General features: G+C 51.1%; 8 protein-coding genes. 3 read left to right on the top strand and 5 right to left on the bottom strand.

The features are described from left to right. Position 1: 1 nt before the first annotated feature. The 4 genes from ING2E5A_RS01325 to ING2E5A_RS01310 all read right to left on the bottom strand — a co-directional run bounded on the left by ING2E5A_RS01325 (position 2) and on the right by ING2E5A_RS01310 (position 8,349). A complete protein-coding gene (locus ING2E5A_RS01325; RefSeq protein WP_394332594.1) occupies positions 2 to 1,651 on the bottom strand; it encodes a glycoside hydrolase family 28 protein in 1,650 nt (549 codons plus the stop codon). A gap of 116 nt (positions 1,652 to 1,767) precedes the next feature. Continuing rightward, positions 1,768 to 3,327, bottom strand: a complete 1,560-nt coding sequence (locus ING2E5A_RS01320) for a DUF4957 domain-containing protein (protein ID WP_071135858.1) — start codon at positions 3,325 to 3,327, stop codon at positions 1,768 to 1,770. A 5-nt stretch (positions 3,328 to 3,332) separates the two neighbouring features. Further along, positions 3,333 to 5,102 (bottom strand): RagB/SusD family nutrient uptake outer membrane protein, encoded by a 1,770-nt coding sequence (locus ING2E5A_RS01315; RefSeq protein ID WP_071138119.1) that lies wholly within the window; start codon positions 5,100 to 5,102, stop codon positions 3,333 to 3,335. Between the two features lie 55 nt (positions 5,103 to 5,157). Further along, positions 5,158 to 8,349 carry a SusC/RagA family TonB-linked outer membrane protein gene (locus tag ING2E5A_RS01310; RefSeq protein WP_231960407.1) on the bottom strand — a complete coding sequence of 1,064 codons (3,192 nt, stop codon included), beginning with the start codon at positions 8,347 to 8,349 and terminating at the stop codon, positions 5,158 to 5,160. Positions 8,350 to 8,625: 276 nt separating this feature from the next. Here ING2E5A_RS01310 and ING2E5A_RS01305 point away from each other — a divergent pair, with 276 nt between their 5' ends. Both ING2E5A_RS01305 and ING2E5A_RS01300 read left to right on the top strand, forming a co-directional pair. Continuing rightward, entirely contained in the window at positions 8,626 to 13,047 is a 4,422-nt protein-coding gene (locus ING2E5A_RS01305) for a hybrid sensor histidine kinase/response regulator transcription factor (protein WP_071135856.1), read from the top strand. A 30-nt stretch (positions 13,048 to 13,077) separates the two neighbouring features. Further along, entirely contained in the window at positions 13,078 to 14,328 is a 1,251-nt protein-coding gene (locus ING2E5A_RS01300) for a tagaturonate epimerase family protein (protein ID WP_071135855.1), read from the top strand. Between the two features lie 104 nt (positions 14,329 to 14,432). Here the strand turns inward: ING2E5A_RS01300 and ING2E5A_RS01295 are convergent, their stop codons facing one another. Further along, a complete protein-coding gene (locus tag ING2E5A_RS01295) occupies positions 14,433 to 16,325 on the bottom strand; it encodes a biotin/lipoyl-containing protein (protein ID WP_071135854.1) in 1,893 nt (630 codons plus the stop codon). Between the two features lie 454 nt (positions 16,326 to 16,779). Here ING2E5A_RS01295 and ING2E5A_RS15645 point away from each other — a divergent pair, with 454 nt between their 5' ends. Further along, positions 16,780 to 18,663, top strand: coding sequence for an IS1634 family transposase (locus ING2E5A_RS15645; RefSeq protein WP_071135763.1), 1,884 nt, complete (start codon positions 16,780 to 16,782; stop codon positions 18,661 to 18,663). Positions 18,664 to 18,685: the final 22 nt, after the last annotated feature.

The raw sequence follows: 18,685 nt of genomic DNA, 5'->3' as shown, positions 1-18,685 counted from the left end.
ACTAATTGAGACAAACCACCTCGCTGCTGTCCGCCCCGGAAGCGATCTCAACCTGCTCCCGCGGTACACCGGTCAGCCTGACTGCTTCGCTCCTTTCTCCGGTAATCTCCACGAGGGGATTCCCCTTTTCGTCGTCACTGAAGATTCCATCGGCGGTGAACTGCTTCACGTTGTGCAGCATGTAGGCTGGTCCCTCTTCCGGAATCACCGTCACATTGTTGAAGGTGATCTCCTTCGATTCGGAAAGCTCTGCTCCGTAACGCGCCGTGATAAAGGCATTCTCCAGATGGATATTCTCGATGTTCATCTCCGGCAGTCCATTAAAAAACAGGGCACGTCGTGCATTGCGGGAAACCAGGTCCCTTACGTAGATATTACGGAAAACGGGAGTCTCCTCCGATACCGGGAACGGTGGCTGGTCGACCGGCGTCGTATCACCGTCGGCAAGCGATTCCGAAGCCGACTTTCCGCCGTAATAGAGATCGAAAAGGAAAGAGTCGGTGGTGATATTGAACATGTAGATGTCGGAAATATGGATGTTCTCCACTACGCCGCCCCTGCCGCGGTTGCTCTTGAAACGGAGCCCCACGTCGGTTCCCAGAAACTGGCAATTGCTCACCGAGATGTTGCGCACGCCGCCAGACATCTCGCTCCCCACGATAAAGCCGCCATGCCCGTGAAACACCTTGCAGTTGTCCACGATCAGGTTGACCGTCGGGCGACCACGGCGGCGTCCATCCTCATCCTTGCCCGACTTGATGCAGATAGCATCGTCACCCACATCGAATATTGAATTGACAATGATGGAGTTGACACAAGATTCCAGGTCGATGCCGTCACCATTTTGCGAGTAGCTGGGGTTACGCACCAGAATCCCGTCGACGATCACATTCTCGCACATCAACGGATGGATGTTCCATGCAGGCGAGTTTTCAAAAAGGACCCCCTGCAGGTAGACATTCTTGCATTCGATGAAGCTGACCATCACCGGTCGCAGGAAATCCCTCACCTCCATCCACTCCTCCTCCGTAGTGAGGGCACGGGGCACGTTCATGTCGCTCCTCTGGTGCGCCTCCATGGCCGCAGCCGATGGGAACCAGTAGTTATCGTTCAGCACTGCCCCACCCGAGCCGACCACTTTTCGCCAGTGGGCTTCGGTCACCTTCTCCTTCTTGAGAGGTCGCCACGCCTCGCCTGACCCGTTGATCGACCCCTCGCCCGTAATGGCGATGTTTTCCAGGTTGCGTCCGGAGATGGGCGACTGGCAACGGCGGGTATCGAGACCCTCGAATACCGTCTCTACAAGCGGGTAGAGGTCCTTGTCGGGCGAAAAGAGGATAAGTGCTCCCTTCTCCAGATGCAGGTTGATATTGGAGCGGAAGACAATGGGTCCGGTGAACCAGATGCCTTTGGGTACGACGAGTGTGCCGCCACCCATTCCGGAAAGCGCCTGCATGGCATCATCGAATGCTTTGGTATTAAGGGTGATGCCATCCGGCTTACCCCCAAAGTCTGCCACACTTACCTGCTGATCGGGAAAGGTGGGGATCTCCACACGGGGCATATCGAAAGGCAGCTCCTCATAAAGATATGCATATGGGTAACCGCTATTAACCTGAGTATGCTCCCTGCAGGAAATCAGGAGAGTCATCACCAGGAGAATCGGAAAGATCTTTTTCATTCTTAGCATCTGTTTCGGTTTATAGGCAATATCAGTTTACGTGTCCTTAACGGGGAAGGTCACGTAAACTGATATGAAATCACTGCTTAGTTCACCCAGCGGGGATCACCGGTACCTTTGGCTTTGAGTACCTCGTTGGTAACCGTGAAGTTACCGTTGGCCGCATCTGTGAAACCGGGATTCTCCTGTGTGGCCGAATCGTCAAAGATCCGCGAGGAGCTGCCGGATGCCGAGAAAAGGTTCGGGGCATTGAAGAAGTTGTTCCCGCCAAAAGTGGGTGACGGATCGGTATTGGCCTGGTTGGAGAAGATACCCTCGGTTGCCGCCACAATGGTGTTGGTGAAGGTAATCTTGTTCTCCCTGAACCTCACGTAGAGTAACCGCCTTGAAGATGTGTTGCTCACTCCGTGAAGGGTATTGTGGTCCACCAGTATCTCGGTGGTGATGCCCGGGAAGGAGCCGGAGGCGTCGTCGTAACGGATGAAATCCCTGCTAGCTGCACTGTTGTATACGGTGTTGTTGGTGAAGGTCAGCGACCGCATCGCACCTACACGGGAATCGATAAAGTCACCACCATCACAGACAATGCCATGGATGATGTTGCCATGGAAAGTCATCGATTCCACCATTGCCCTTACATTAAGGTAGATCAGGCCCTTCACGTAATTGCGGATTTCACACCCTGTCACGGTGAGCGGACCATACTCCACATCGCCGGTGCCATAGACGATGGTCTGGCTGCCGTCAGTTTCGGTACCCTCCAGGATAAGATCCTTGAGGACCAAGCCAGCTCCATCCAGCAGGGAGATGTAACCATTCAGCACAGCTCTGTCGTATGGATATACCCCTTTTATTTCGACGCTCTTGCTGATCACTATCTTGCTTCCGTCGCCGTAGGTTCCCGGGAAGAGAGCAAAGACGTCACCATCACTGGCTACATCCAGCATTGCCTGGAGGTCATCTTCCGGATATACCGGAATGGCGTTACCAATGTCAACCAGGGTCATGAAGGTGAGTACGCCACGTGTCTTGCTTCCGTTCTTCAGCGTGACCGTATAGTTGGTCTCGCTGGCCAGCCCTTCGATGGTGGCAATGCCCGCCTCAATCTCGTCGGCGGTAACAGTATGCACGATGCCGCCCGGCTCTAGCTGGATAGCGGTCACTATCCTGCCGGGTATCCATCGCAAGGTAACCGAGGTGGCCTCCACATCCCCATCCACAAAAGGTAGAAAGATGTTCTCCGTACCGGTTTTGAACGTCACGCCGCTCCATTTCGATTCATTCCTCTCGGCAGCTACAGCCTTGATCCGTGCCGAGTAGCGGGTTTCACCGTCGAGGTCGCGGATATAATAGGGCAACTCACTTTCAGTGATCCCCTCGTAGATTCTCACCGGAGTGCCGGCGAAGGTGAGACTGTCGTCGGCAAACAGCTCCAGCGTATAGGACTCCACCTCCTTGTTGTGCACCCAGTTTAGCCGGGCGTCGGTACGGTTGATCACCAGCGCCTCGATCTTGATGGGAGAGAAAAGTCGCTCGTAATCGATTGATGTCAACTCCTCCGCCCGGTCGTCCTTACAGCTGTAATTGCACAGTGTTACAGCCAGGAGGGCAAGAGATATGATGGATTGTATAGCTCTTCTTTTCATAATGGTTAGTTCGTTAATTGTCCGTTACTGCTGTCGATAAATGTCTGCCAGATCGGCCAGAACTGATTCTGGTCGGGATCCTTCTGATAGAGGGCATTGATCAGCTCAGGTTTCAAGTCACTCGGGTCGAACCAGAGGGTGCTGCCTTCATAACCCAGGCTGGCACCGATCTCATCGGTATCACCGTGGTTCAATCCGTAAATGATCAATGTTTCGTTGTCGCTTGCAGTCTTGAAATAGAGTCTCTCGGGCAGATCCGCATAAGGGCCTTCCCGATTGATCAACTGGGTCATCTTCGCCTTGGCTTCATCCAGCTTGGTCTTGAGCAGATTCCACCGGATCAGGTCGGCCTTGCGGAGGCTTTCACCCGCAAATTCCAGTGCACGCTGCTCCACAATAGCATTGAAGAATGCTGCCTTACTGGCAGTTGCCTGAGCCATATAGGCATTTACCTTTGCTGCGGGAAGCGCCCTGTCGAGGATCGGCTTCAGGTAGGGAGCCGCGGCGGCGGGACCATCCAGTTCATTGATCGCCTCGGCAGCCATCAGGTAGACATCGGCCAACCGCATGTATTGCCAGTTGATACCGTCGTCATTGGTTGAGGTAACACGCCGTGTCATCCATTCATAGCGCAACTTGCCGAAACACCACTTGCCGATGCTGCGGAGCTGTTGCCGGCTCGGATTGGAGTTGGACCACTCATAGGGTACACAGGTGATATCGCGTCTTACATCTTCCACATCATAATCATAGAAGAGAAAAGGGAGCGGACCGTTTACACCACCCTTGTTCTGCCCCGTATATTGATCTATTGCCTTGTGCTCCACACCCAGGGTATAGAGTACGCGTCCACGGCCGGCAGAGAATGGGATCTCCCAGAGCGACTCCTTGCCTGCAGTCACATCATCCTGGCAGAGCAGCCGGAAGTTCTGTTCAAACGACCCCAGCGTATTGGACCCTTCCTGGATCACCTCAAGCGTCTTTTCCTTGGCCAATGCATACATCTTGTCGGGACTCAACTCCGGGTCGTTGCTGCGGCGGATGCCGTCGGCCCGCTGCGAATAGCCCCCTGCATAGAGTGCGATGCGTGCCATCAATCCCTTCACGAAAGCCTTGTTTACCCTCTCGGTACTGGAGGTGACATCGGTCTCGTTTGGCCAGGCCACCAGCTCTTCAGCCTCATCCAGGTCGGCCAGCAACTGCTTGTAGATCACATCCCGGTCGGTACGCGGCAAATAGAGAGTTTCGGTAGTGATTGGCTCGAAGCGTGCCGGCACATCACCCCAGCCCTTGACCAGGTCGAGATAGATCACGGCACGCAGGGTGAGCGCTTCACCCAACAGCTGTGCCATTCTGGGATTTTCATTCACTTTACCATATTCACGAAGCCCTTCTATGGCCTTGTTGGCCCGTTCAATACCTTCGTAGAACTTTGCCCAGGCATTGTTGTCGGTATTCATCTGCGTGTTTCCGGGTGAAGCGGCATAGGTTGCCAGTTCATGCTTGCCGGCGTCGTTCAGCTGGGAGGGATTGATACCGTTTAGCCACTCCACGTCGCTGTTGATTCCATAATAGGGGAGGTAACGCCCGCGGTAGGAGTTGGTCTCTCCAAACGATTGATGGATGCCCATCACCGCTCCTTCGGCCAGGGCCTCTATTGAAAGTACGACCGACCCTTCCGCTGCCGACTTGGATGGTGCATCCAGGTCGCAGGAGCTGAAGAAAAGTCCCAACAGGGAAAAAATCAGACAGATGTTGTTGATATTTTTTTTCATACGATTTTTACTTTTTATTTCAAGGTTACCCATTCAAGAGATTGCTCTTGTCGAATCAGAAATTCAGGTTCAGACCGAATACCAGTTGCCGGCTTCTCGGATAGGCCGAGTAGTCGACACCCGGCGAAAGATTGGTCCTTCTCACCGTCGAAACTTCGGGATCATATCCACTGTAGTTGGTCCACAGTGCCACATTGTAGCCGGTCACATAAAAGCGGAGACTTTCAATTCTGGCTTTACCCGTCAGGCTCCTTGGAAGGGTGTAACCCAACGTGAGCGTGTTGAGACGCAGGAAGCTGCCATCTTCCACTGCCCAATCACTGAAGATCATCCTGGAGGTGAGGGGCGACCACATGGTGGTGTTGGCGTTCATGGCAGCCAGCTCGGCCGGATCATTGCTGATGGTACCATCCTCACGCAAGTTGGTCCACCTCTTGCCCGGCTCCATGATGGTGATCATGTTGCGGTACTGGTATTTACCGGTCTGGGTAAATTCGATCTTGTTGGCATTGTAGATATCGTTGCCGTAACTCCAGTTGAAGGCTGCTGCCAGGTCAAAACCGTAGAAGGTTGAATTGATGGTAAATCCGCCGGTATGGACCGGATTGGCATCACCGATAATCTCCCGGTCTTCCACGTCGATGATTCCGTTGCCATCCAGATCCTTCAGTTTCATCGAGCCGGGACGGAGATTTCCCACCACGCCGGAGGCATCTGCAACCCCCTCTTTCAGTATCCAGCGGTTGTTAGAGGCATTGTAGCCGGTGAAATCATCCACCTCGTAACGTCCATCGGAGCGGAATCCAAACATCTGACCCACGGCCCCCCCTTTGGCAATCCAAAAGTCATAGCCGATCTCCGAGGAGGCCCAGTAGGTTTCATAACCGAAGTCGTTCATGATTCCCAGGCTCTGGATCTCGGTCTTGTTAAATCCGATATTTCCGCTGAAACTGAGGGTGAAATTCTTCCGGTTTACGGCATACCAGTTGAGTGTCGCCTCGACACCCTGATTCTGGTTCTCACCCATGTTGCGATATTGGGTATCATAGCCGGTACCGGCTACCGGGAACTCAATCAGCAGGTCACGGGTGGTATTTCGGTAGAGCTCAACTGTTCCGCCCAGTTGTCCCCTCAACAGGGTGAAGTCAAGTCCCACGTTGCGGGTGACGGTGGTCTCCCATTTCAGGTCGGGATTGGCCATAACCTTGGAAGGTGCCCAGTAGTTGGAAAATCCGTTGATCCAGGAGGTCGCCTTCGATTCGAACATCTGTACCAGCTGGCCTGAAGGGATATTGTTGTTACCGGCGGTTCCGAAGCTGGCTCGCAGTTTCAGGTCCTCCAGCCATCCCTTGGCGCCCTCCATAAAGGGTTCGGAAGAGAGGCGCCATGCCGCAGCAGCCGATGGAAAGTAGCCCCATCTGTTCTCCTTGCTGAATTTGGATGATGCATCGGCACGGTAAGTAGCGCTCAGCAGATACTTGCCTTCGTAGTCGTAATTGACCCGGCCGAAGAAGGAGAGCAGCTTGTCATCTTCATTGTAATAGTTGTCGATGGTGTAGGGCACTCCCTGCGAGGAGAGACGCCAGGCATCCTTGGCGGTGAAGGTGGTGGGGAAACCGTGCACCTCATCAGTAAGGGTAACCCCTTTTCGGATGATATACTCATGTCCCGCCATCAGATTCAGGCTGTGTGCCTCGTCCAGCACCTTTTTGAAATCGTAATTGACCGTGTTGGTGTTCCTTAACGCCTCTCTATCCCTGTTCACCAGGCGGATGGCCGGCTTACCCTGATTCTCTACCGAAGGGTAGTTCTTGATGTAATAGGTGGTAAGTCCCCAGTAGCGTTGGTCACCATCATCCTGGCGATCCAGTCCCGCCTCCGAACGTAATTTCAGGTTGTCTACCACCTCCCAGGTGGCGCTACCCGCCATATTGAGCCGCTTTTGACTCTTTTCCCGGGCATTGTCGCTGATCGATACCAGTGGATTGTAGAGATTGCCCAGATCGTCATCTGCACTTCCGGCAGAAGCATCCAGATTCTTCAACGGGATGGGGGTATAGATTACCGAATATTTCAGCCGCTTGTCGGTATCGAGCGTACTGCTGGCATCGTTGGCTCCACCACCGTCTATACGGGTATCGGTATACCGGACCGAGAAATCGAGGGTGATCCGTTCTGTTGCCTTGTTGTTGAGCTTCAGGCTCACGCTGTTTCGACGGTAATCGGAATCCTCCATGATCGCCTTGTCTGAAAGATGGGAGAAGTTGAAGGCATAGGTCATCCTGTCGCTTCCCCCATTAAGACTGAAACTGTGATTCATGGAATTGCCTGTACGGCCGAAGGTGAGATCCTGCCAATCATTGTAGGGTACGTTCCGGTAAAGGTCGAGATCCTGAAAATTACCGAAGAAGGAGTTGTAATTTTGAATGGCATCGCTCCCTTTCAGTGCCGCCAGCTCATATTGCCAGGTGGCATAGTCATAAGGCGAAAGCACGTCGAGGGTCTTTGCAATCTTCTTCACACCCAGGTAGGCATTGTAGCTCATCCGCAGCTTGCCGGCCTTTCCCGACTTGGTGGTGACGATCACCACCCCGTTGGCTCCACGCGACCCGTAGATGGCAGTGGAGGATGCATCCTTCAACACGTCGATCGACTCGATGTCGGTAGGCGGAATGTCGGAGATGGTGCTTACAGGGAAACCATCCACTATGAAGAGTGGATCGTTGCTCTGCGTGATTGAACCGCCACCACGTACACGTATACGCATCTCGGCATCGGGCGAACCCTCGGTGGTAAGGACCTGTACCCCGGCCATTTTACCGGTAATCGCCTCTACCGCTGAAGCCACCGGGATTGCAGCCAGGGTCTCCGCACTGACCGATGAGACCGATCCGGTGAGATCCCGTTTTTTCATGGTACCATAGCCTATTACCACCACCTCGTCGAGGCTTGATACATCCTCTTCCATGGTAATGTCGATCAGATTGCCCGTAATGGGAACTTCACTATCCTTCATGCCGATGTAGGAGATGGTGAGTGTTGTTGCTGAAGCAGGTACCGTGAGAGAATAACTACCGTTCATATCGGTTGCGGCACCGATTGTTGTGCCTTTCACCATCACGTTTGCACCAATGATAGGTTCTCCTCCGCTGTCTCTCACGACCCCCCGGATTGTCCTCTCCTGGGCGGTTATACCCAATGAGACGAGAAAAAGGAGAAGTAAACCGATGGTTACTTTTCGTTTCATTCCTGATTCATTCATATTTGTCATGTTAATTAAAAGGTTATTAAAACAAAAGATTCATATCCTTAGATTCTTGGCATAATCACATTGCATGCTGTTTATTCCGGTACATCAGGCTGGCAATCCTCTCCTTGCCATTTTCTGTTCACAATATTACATCATTACTTTTGAAGGATAGGTGACAAATTGGTTTTTAACGGGTGACAAATTGTTATAAGAACAAAAAAAAGGGAACAAAAGAGCAAAAAAATGTATATTTGCGCAAGTCGAAATATCAGCATGAAGAACAGAGCAACTATACTTCTACTCATCCTTCCGGTTGTTTTTACCCTCAAGGCGCAACCTGATGCCTATTTCGTGCACTATGGACCGGAGGACGGACTTCCTCAACACACCGTCACCGACATCCTTCAAGACCGGAGCGGGTTCATGTGGTTCAGCACTTGGGATGGATTGAGCCGGTTCGACGGTTATACTTTCGCAACCTACCGCCTGCCCGGAAACAGTAACATTGCCTCGCAAAGCAGCCGGATAGATCATCTCTTCGAGGATCGTTACCGAAACATCTGGGCGCTTACCTACGACAGCCATGCCTACCGTTTCGATATCGAGACGGAAAGTTTCTGCGGGATCGGATCAGTCGCCGCCCTGGAGGGTCATCCTTTCTCCGCCTCGAATATCATTCCGATGGAGGGGGGAAATGTCTGGCTCTTGTCTCAGGAAGATGGATGCATTGTGGTAACCGACTCCCTGCTTAATGTTGAAGTATATCATCCCCGTTACGGCAACCTTACGGACAGACGGGTAAACGGTGTCTACGAGGATCGTGAAGGTAACAGTTGGATCCTCACCGGGAAAGGAATTACCCTGCTGGTCGCCGGGGAGAGTACACCGCTATTCTACTTCCATCACGCCTCCATCACGCCGTATCGCGACCCATACCCCTTTCACTGTGTGAGCGAACTGGATGATGAGATCTGGTTTGGTGCCGATAAGGGGATCATCTGGCGCTACGACAAGCAGCGGAAATATTTTCGTCCCCTCGACACCGGCCTTGGGTCCAACCTGATTGCCATCGAGGCGATCTCAACGGAGAAGATCGCGCTTGTCTCGTCCCGTGGTGGTTTTGCAATCTACAATACCCACGACGGGAGTATGGAGCTCTACAACCGGCAGACACTCCCCGAGATGAGTGCCAGTGAAATCTTCACCACATACGTGGATGGAAACCGGAATCTGTGGATCGAGACAGATCGCCTGGGTGTAGCAAAATTCAACCCCTATACACGGCGTTATCTCCATTTCAGCCCCTACATTGAAAGTACCGAAACCACTGTTTTTCCTCCCAACTTCTTCATCTTTGAAGACAAGGAGGGTCGACTCTGGGTCCATCCCCGCGGGGGAGGCTTCTCATACTACAACAGGGATCTGGATCAGCTGGTCCCTTTTTACAACGAACCCTTCTCCCCTACCTGGATGTTTTCCAACATGATGCACTCCGCCTATTCGGACAGGCAGGGAAACCTCTGGATGTGTACCCGCTCACACGGACTGGAAAAGGTGATCTTTTTCGACGATACCCAGTTCCGGTCGATCCAGCTGAACGATAATATTCACTCCACCATCTGCAATGATGTGCGTCCCATCTTCGAGGATTCACGCGGCATGATCTGGGCTGCCACCAAAGATGGAATAATCCATCTCTACGACAACTCCTTGCAGGAAAAGGGCATCCTCACGGAAAAGGGTACTATTGGCAAAGGGAGGCCGTTAAAGGGGATCGCCTACTGCATCATGGAGGATTCCCGGCACAACATCTGGATCGGCTCGAAAGGGGAGGGCGTTTACCGGCTGACCCCCGGTCCGGAGGGCAACAACTTCGATATTTTACACATCAGGCACGAACCTGACAATGTCAATTCACTGAGTGACAATCAGGTCTACACCATCCATGAAGACAGGGAGGGAAATATCTGGATCGGAACGTTCGGCGGAGGGATCAATCTGATCCCAGGAGGAAAAGTGGGTGAAACGGTTCTGCATCACTCCAACGGACTTGGTAGCTACCCCTACAGCATCGGAGATCAGGTTAGGATTATCAACAGCGACCGTTTCGGTAATATATGCGTAGGTACGACGTTGGGGCTGATCATGTTTAAACCTGATCTTCAGCGGCCCGACAGGATCGATTACAAGGTGTATGTCCACCGCAACGGACATGGCGGCACAGTAGGAGCCAACGACATCATGGATATCTGTACCACCCGGACAGGCGAGACATTTGTCGGAACTTTCGGCGGGGGAATCAGCCGGATTGCCGAGACTGACAGCCTGGGATTCCCGCTCACCTTCGAAACTTTCGACAGCAGTCACGGTCTCCCGTCCAACATCATCCTCTCCCTGCAGGAGGATCACAACGGAAATATCTGGGTAGCCAGCGAGGGAGGGCTCACCAAGTTCAACCGTACCAGCGGGAGTTTCGAGAACTACAGCGAAATGAAACGGTTGATGAAGCGGAACAACTTCTCCGAGAATGCAAGGTGTGCCCTGCGCGACGGACGGATACTCTTCGGCTATTCGCACGGTATGGTTCTTTTTGATCCCGGACTGGTGAAAAACAACACCTTCAACCCCACCCTTGCACTGGTTCAGTTCAGGCTCTTCAACCGGGTGGTCCCCATCTCGACGGATGGTCCGCTTCGCCGGAACATCCACCTCACCAGGCGACTGGAATTGAAACACAACCAGAATTTCTTCAGCATCGAGTTTGCAGCACTCGACTACATCGACCCCGACAACATCTACTATGCCTACAAGCTGGACGGGTTCGACAAGGAGTGGATCTTCTCCGGCAACCAGCGGATAGCCAACTATACCAACCTCTCTCCCGGAAAGTATCTTTTCAGGGTAAAGTCGACCAACAGCGACGGTGTCTGGGCTGACAACGAACGCATGCTGACCATCGAGGTATTGTCTCCCTTCTGGGCTACCGGATGGGCCTACCTCTGTTACTTTATCCTTTTCGGGATCATCCTCTTCGTCACCTACAGGATTCTCTACACCTTTTACCGGATGAGACACAAGATTATTCTGGAGAGACAGGAGTCGGAGATAAAGACCCGTTTCTTTACCAATATCTCCCACGAGATACGTACTCCGCTCACCATGATCGTATCTCCAATCGAGAATCTGCTGGCGAGTGACACTACCCCTACCATAGTGAAAAACCAGCTGAAGCTGGTCGCCAAGAACACCCACAGACTGCTCAACATGGTCAATCAGATCCTTGATTTTCAAAAGATGGCCCAGACACCGCTCACCGTGCACCGGATCGTAATAGCACCCTTTGTAGAGAACCTCTACGAAGGATATACACGCAACGCGGAGATCCGGAAGATCGATTACCGGTTCGTGAACAATGTGGGCGACACGCTTATCTGGGCCGACGGGGAGGCATTGGAAAAGATCATCCTTAACCTGCTCTCCAACGCATTCAAATACACTCCAGCCGGCCGGTCGATTACCGTTACACTTCGTGATCAGGAGTACGAAGTGGCCATCGAGGTGAGCGACACCGGGAGCGGCATCTCCAGGGATAAGCAACAGCGCCTCTTCCGCCGGTTCGAATCGTTTAACGAAGACAAGAGCAATCCCAGTACCGGCATCGGCCTCTCCATCGTCAAGGAGCTGGCCGACAAGCATCGAGCCCGGATACAGGTGGAGAGTGAACTTGACAAGGGGAGCTCTTTCACCCTTTTCTTAAAGAAGGGAATTGCCCATTTCGAACCGGAGGTGACCATCGATGAGGAGACGATCAAGGGAGTCGTCAACGAGTCTCATGAGGTACCGGAAGCAATAGAACCGGTATCTGCCAGCGATGAGATGATCCGGCTCGATGAACATCCCACCGTACTGGTGGTGGAAGACGACGATGATCTCAGGCAATTTATCTGCTCCATCCTGGAGGAGGATTACGAAGTACACGAGGCTTCAAACGGCAGAGAGGGGTTCGAGAAAGCGCTGGAACTGATTCCCGACTTCATCGTGAGCGATATCATGATGCCTGAGGAGGATGGCATGCAACTGCTTGCCAACGTCAGACGAAACCTGCAAACCAGCCATATCCTCTTCCTGCTGCTCACCGCGAAAACCACGCTCGACAGCAAACTGGAGGGGCTTGAACAGGGGGCAGACGAGTATATCTCCAAACCATTCAGTGTCACCTTCTTCCGTGCAAGGGTGAAAAACCTGCTACAAAGGAGGAATGAACTGCAATCCTATTACCGGGACAGGGAGAACATCTCTCCCCTCTCATCCGGCAAGAAGTCCGACAACGGGCCTCTGCCCGTTAACGACAACGACCTGGCATTTATCCGCTCTATCAACAGGTTTGTCGAAGAGCATATGGGAAACAACGAATATGTGATCGAAGATCTTGCGATGGAGATGGGAATGAGCCGTACCGTCTTTTTCAAGAAGGTGAAAGGGCTCACCGGCCTGGCACCGGTGGAATATATCCGCGACCTGCTGCTGCAACACGCCGCCAGATTGCTGACAGAGAGCGGGTTCAATATCAAGGAGATCGCTTACACGGTGGGGTTGAACGATGCCAAGTACTTCACCCGCTGCTTCAAGAAAAAATATGGGATGACACCCTCAGAATACAGGAAAAGAACAGAACATAATGATATTACAGTTTAAATCTCAATCATTTAACTAAAAACAACCGCAATGAAGCAATTAGGTAAGTACAGCATCGGTGTGGGTGACCGTTTCACCCGTCAGGGAAAGGCACAGCTCCGTGCCATCATGAGAGCAAACGAGAAGGGATTGGATATCTGCCCCGTATGGAATAAATCTAACCGTGAACACACCTATGTGGGCACGGTGCCGTCAGACACGCGCAAAGAGGCAGATGAAGCAGTAAAGGCACTTGGTTACGAGGGTATCTATTTTGTCGATGCAGATCACATCAATCTCAACACCGTTTCCAGCTACGTGGAGACATCAGATTTTTTTACCCTCGATGTGGCCTCTTTTATCGGTAAGGGGAGCAGCAGAGAGGAGGTGGACGCTTTCATCGCATCCTGCAAGAAGTATCTGGGTGAAATGGTGATACCCGGCATGGACAAGCCGTTGCAGGTAACTGTTGAGTTGTTGGAACAGATTGCCGGCAAATTCTTGGCTGCCACACAGCACGCCTCTGAAATCTACAACTTCCTGAAGCGGGAAAAGGGTGAAGGAAACTTCATCACCGAGGTCTCGATGGATGAGGTAGAGTCTCCGCAGACACCGGTTGAACTCCTCTTTATCCTGAAGATGCTTGCCGACAAGAGGGTACCCGTACAAACCATCGCCCCAAAATTCACCGGCCGCTTCAACAAGGGGGTAGATTACGTGGGCAATCTTGACCAGTTTGCCAAAGAGTTCGAGGAGGATGTGCTGGTGATCGACTATGCCGTCAGGGAGTTCGGGTTGCCTCAAGAACTGAAACTGAGTGTACATTCGGGCAGCGATAAATTTTCCATCTACCCTATAATGGCAGAAGTGATCCGACGTCATGACAAAGGGCTACATCTGAAAACGGCCGGCACCACCTGGCTGGAAGAGGTGATCGGACTGGCCATGGCAGGCGGGGAAGGGCTCGAGCTGGCAAAGAAGATTTATGAACACTCCTACAACCGGCAGGATGAACTTTGTGCCCCCTATGCCGACGTGATCGATATCGACGGTTCAAAACTCCCCACGGTAGAAGAGGTCAATGGATGGAACAGTGAAAAATATGCCAATACACTGCGTCATATTCCGGGACATCCCGACTACAACCCCAGCTTCAGGCAGCTGATCCATGTGGCCTACAAAATAGCGGCAGAAATGGGAGACAGCTACACCTCACTGCTGGAGAAATATAGTAAGGTGATTGGCAGTTGCGTTGAAGAGAATATCTATGACCGGCATCTGAAGAGACTTTTTACCCTCTAAATTTCGCACCGGGTAGCTGTCTGAAAAAGAGAGAACCCGTCATGGGAGGCGTGAACTGCCAACCATGGCGGGTTTTCTATTCGGAATTGTCCGACTCTATCCGTTCAGACGATCTTCATGATCGGCTGACCAACCTGAACAATATCACCCGGCTTCACATAAATCTTGTAAACTTTTCCTGAAAACTCAGAGGCCACCTCGTTCTCCATTTTCATCGCCTCCAGGATGAAGAGATTGTTTCCTCGACTAACCTGTGCCCCTTCCTCTGCCAGAAACTTGATGATATTTCCCGGCATCGGGCTTTCCACCACGTAACCATCGGGTTCCTTTTCCTCGACAACCGGTGCGGCGTTGACATTTTCAACCGGTCCGGCCTGTTCCTGTGCCGGCTGCCGGGACACGAACTCCGCTTCGCGAAGTTTTTTCAGGAACTGGGTAGCTACGGCCGGGAAGAGTTCCAGCAACAGCTCCTCTTTTTCATCCTTCGCCAACTGAACATTGCCAAACTCCGGCAACACCGGATTATCCTGACGCCTGTAGCTGCTCGTGTCGTACGGTGTCTCTTCGCCAGTTCCGGCAATCTTCAACCTGAATTCGGGATCTACCGGAACGGGAGTCTTTCCATACTCACCTTTTACCAATGCAACAAACTGGTTGGAGGCGTTGGCATATTTATCCCGGCCATTCTTCAGGTTCAGGGCCGAACTGACGGCCTGTGCCCCTACTATCTGGCTGGTAGGCGTAACCAGGGGTGGTAACCCTGCATCGAGCCTTACACTGGGAATCAGCTTCATCGCATCTTCCAGAATATCCAGCGCATTGAACTGCTTGAGCTGGGCAACCATGTTGGTGTACATTCCGCCCGGTATCTCGGCATTCTTCACCTTTTCATCGGGCTTGGGAAAATTGAAGTGGGCTTCGATCAGATGACAGGCCTCGAGCAGGGCCTCTTCGTTGTTGGTTCTTGCTGCCGCAATCGCCTCATCGAACAACCTGTCGATCTCGGCCGGCAATATGTCGGTCAACGGATTGAATGGATTGGGATACTGTTTCACCGCATCGAATGCTTCCAATTCACGTCGTATTTCAAACAGTTCGGCATTTATTTTTGCTACCGCCTCCATGTTGAGATCCAGTTCAATATCCATCTTTTCACAGAAGATATAGATCAGCTCAATGGCCGGCGCAGCCGGCCCGCCAGCGAAATTCCAGATATTGGTATCCACTATATCGACACCGTTCACAATTGCAGCAAGAACGGAAGCCAGTCCATATCCCGGCGTACAGTGGGTATGAAAGTCAACAGGTACCTCAAGCTCCTTCTTGAACAACGATACAAGCGTTGCCACACGTGCGGGAGGAATCAGTCCGCTCATATCCTTGATGGTGATCATATCGGCACCTAAAGCCTCCATCTCTTTGGCCTTCTGAAGAAAATAGCTGTCGGTAAAGACCTTTTCCTTCTTTACCCGTACCTCCTCTTTTTTGCTGAACAAACCGAGGAACCCCCTCTTTTCCACGATCTTCACCTCATCGTCGTACTTGGGATCAATCGTGTAGCAAACCGCACAATCGGCCAGTCCACCATATTTCTTGATATATTTTACACTCGACTTTATGTTGTCAACATCATTCAGCGCATCGAAAATACGCATGATGCTGAGCCCGTTTGAAACGGCATTTTTAAAAAAGCCGTCAATGATTTCATCGGGATAAGGTGCATACCCATAAAGGTTTCTTCCTCTTGAAAGGGCCGTAAGTTTGGAAACACCCTCTACGCCATCGCTGATTTTTTTCAGCCTGTCCCACGGATTCTCGCCCAGATAGCGCATCACGGAGTCGGGAACAGCTCCGCCCCATACTTCCATCGCATAGAAATTGGCATCCTTGTAGTAAGGAAGAACCCGGTCGACCTGCGATTGATTCATTCGGGTGGCAAATGCCGATTGTTGGCCGTCCCTTAGGGTGAGATCTCTGATTAAAAGTTTACGTTTCATCTGTTTAAGTTTTTATTTCTTATTTTTGTGTCTCTTTAGAAACAGTTTCGTTGTTTTTTCGGCCCGTTTTCTTACAGTTTAATATTTTATATAAGTAGCTAAAAAACAGATTTTTATATCTCTCTTTTGCCCTACAAAGTAACTAATTTATTTGTAATATCAACTAATGAATTAAAGAAAAATTTCTTTAATTTTTGACATAAATAAAAGACAGTATTTTGCTATCAAAATACTGTCTTTCGAACTTGTTATTTATTAACCCACATTGCAGCACGATTATAAATAGAAGTTAAACTTACCCTCTATTTACGTTAAATCCGCTTGTTTTACGTCTGTTTGCTGACCATAAATTTTTGTATCAGGCTGATATTCAATGTCGGTTTATTTTAAAACACGAATGTAGTCCCCCATTTGATGTTGAAAAAAACGTATCCCTTGATTACTTTTGCGTTGTATGTTTTTCAAGACAAGCATAAAGCAAAAGGATGGGGGCCATGAGTATACCCATTACCGGTTGTGTGAGAGCTACCGGGAAGGCCGCTTCATCCGTAATCGCACGCTGCTCTCTTTGGGTGACCTGGAATCAGTTCTTCCACCTGAAAAGATTCCCTTTCTCTGTCAACGCATCAACCAGGTTTACTTCGAGGGCAAAACATTCATCATCTCATCGCTTCGTGATGACAAGGTGGAAGCCCTGTGCACGAAATACGTGGGACTACTCCATGAAGCGCAAAAGATAGAAAAGGCAAAGAAGAAGGCGGCTGGTATCGAGCAAGTGTACATTGACAGGACAACGAACAGTGATATCCGGGAGGTTGGTGGCGAATGGCTTTGTCTTCAAGCTTGCCGCCAATTGCTCCTGCCGGAGTATTTAGAGACTTTCGGCTGGGAGAAACAAGATATCGCCCTTGCTTTAACCCAGATCATCGCCCGGGCTGTTTACCCCGCATCGGAGTATAAAACCAGCCGTTGGTTGAAGGAGAACTCGGCGCTTTGTGAACTGACCGGGGTTGATCCTTCGGCCATCACCAAAGATAAGCTTTACCAGATGGCTCACCGGCTTTATGGTGAGAAGGATGGCTTGGAACGTCATTTTTCTAACCGCACGAACGATCTTTTTTCCTTGGATGACAAGATTATCATCTATGATTTAACAAATACCTATTTTGAGGGAACCATGCGAGAGAGTCGGATAGCTAAGTTCGGGCGCAGCAAGGAAAAGCGTAACGATACCAGACTGGTGGTGCTGGCTGTGGTGGTCAACCCGGAAGGTTTCCTGAAGGAGTCACAAATCTTTGAAGGCAACATGACTGATCCTGAAAGCCTGCAATATATTCTTGACAAGATGAAATCCCATAGGGGGAGATCCGATAAAAAGCAGGTGGTGGTCATGGATGCCGGCATCGCCACGAATGATAACCTGAAGATATTGAAAGAGGAATCCTTCGACTACATCTGTGTCTCACGGGGTAAACTCAAAGAATACCGTGCAACAAGCCTTTCCCCTGTGGAAATACGGGATAAATCCAACCAGCTCATCGAGATCAGTCAGGTAGAAGTGGATGGCGAAAGTGACAGCTTCTACAAGGTGAAGAGCTATAGCAAGGGTCTCAAGGAAGCGTCCATGGAAAACCGTTTCACGCGGGCCTTTGAATGTGGACTGAGCCAGGCAGCCGAAGCCCTGAAAAAGAAAGGAGGCACCAAAAAGCTTGAAAAGGTGTGGGAACGCATCGGCCGGCTAAAGGAAAAATACCCTTCGGTACACCGCCTGTATCAGATCCATGTGGAGCCCGACGAAAGGGGGATTCATGCCACATCCATATCCTGGGAGAGAATCGAGGCAAAGAGCGAATCAAGACATGGGGAATACTTCTTGCGTACTTCCCTGTCGGTACATGGAGAGGAGATCACCTGGCTGATTTACAACACTATAAGAGAAGTAGAGTCGACGTTTCGTTGCCTGAAGACTGATCTGAACCTGCGTCCCGTGTTTCATAAAACGGATGAGGCGACAATGGCTCATCTTCACCTCGGGCTGTTGGCCTACCAGCTGGTAAGCACGATCCGTTTCAAACTGAAACAATTTGGGATTACCCATGAGTGGAGAGAGATTGTCCGGATCATGAACACGCAGAAAATGGTGACAACGCACATGGTAAATACCGATGAAGAGTGTGTGTCGATTAGAAAATGTTCACTCCCTGAATCCAAAGTAAGAATCATATATAAGGTGTTGGGATACGATGAAAAACCATTTATCAGGAAAAAATCTGTAGTCCCCCAATTGAACCTTGAAAAAAATATATACGCAGGGATACAGGGAATTAGCTCCGGTTAGCTGCAATGTGGGTTAAGGAAAA

Source organism: Petrimonas mucosa (assembly GCF_900095795.1).
Taxonomy (GTDB): Bacteria; Bacteroidota; Bacteroidia; order Bacteroidales; family Dysgonomonadaceae; genus Petrimonas; species Petrimonas mucosa.
The sequence above is the reverse complement of the archived record's forward strand: the minus strand, read 5'-3'. Positions and strand labels throughout refer to the sequence as shown.

Excerpts from the sequence above, each read along its gene's own strand:
- ING2E5A_RS01300 (WP_071135855.1), top strand. The coding sequence starts at position 13,078 with ATGAAGCAATTAGGTAAGTACAGCATCGGTGTGGGTGACCGTTTCACC.
- ING2E5A_RS01320 (WP_071135858.1), bottom strand. The coding sequence starts at position 3,327 with ATGAAAAGAAGAGCTATACAATCCATCATATCTCTTGCCCTCCTGGCT.
- ING2E5A_RS01305 (WP_071135856.1), top strand. The coding sequence starts at position 8,626 with ATGAAGAACAGAGCAACTATACTTCTACTCATCCTTCCGGTTGTTTTT.
- ING2E5A_RS01325 (WP_394332594.1), bottom strand. The coding sequence starts at position 1,651 with ATGACTCTCCTGATTTCCTGCAGGGAGCATACTCAGGTTAATAGCGGT.
- ING2E5A_RS15645 (WP_071135763.1), top strand. The coding sequence starts at position 16,780 with ATGTTTTTCAAGACAAGCATAAAGCAAAAGGATGGGGGCCATGAGTAT.
- ING2E5A_RS01315 (WP_071138119.1), bottom strand. The coding sequence starts at position 5,102 with ATGAAAAAAAATATCAACAACATCTGTCTGATTTTTTCCCTGTTGGGA.
- ING2E5A_RS01295 (WP_071135854.1), bottom strand. The coding sequence starts at position 16,325 with ATGAAACGTAAACTTTTAATCAGAGATCTCACCCTAAGGGACGGCCAA.
- ING2E5A_RS01310 (WP_231960407.1), bottom strand. The coding sequence starts at position 8,349 with ATGAAACGAAAAGTAACCATCGGTTTACTTCTCCTTTTTCTCGTCTCA.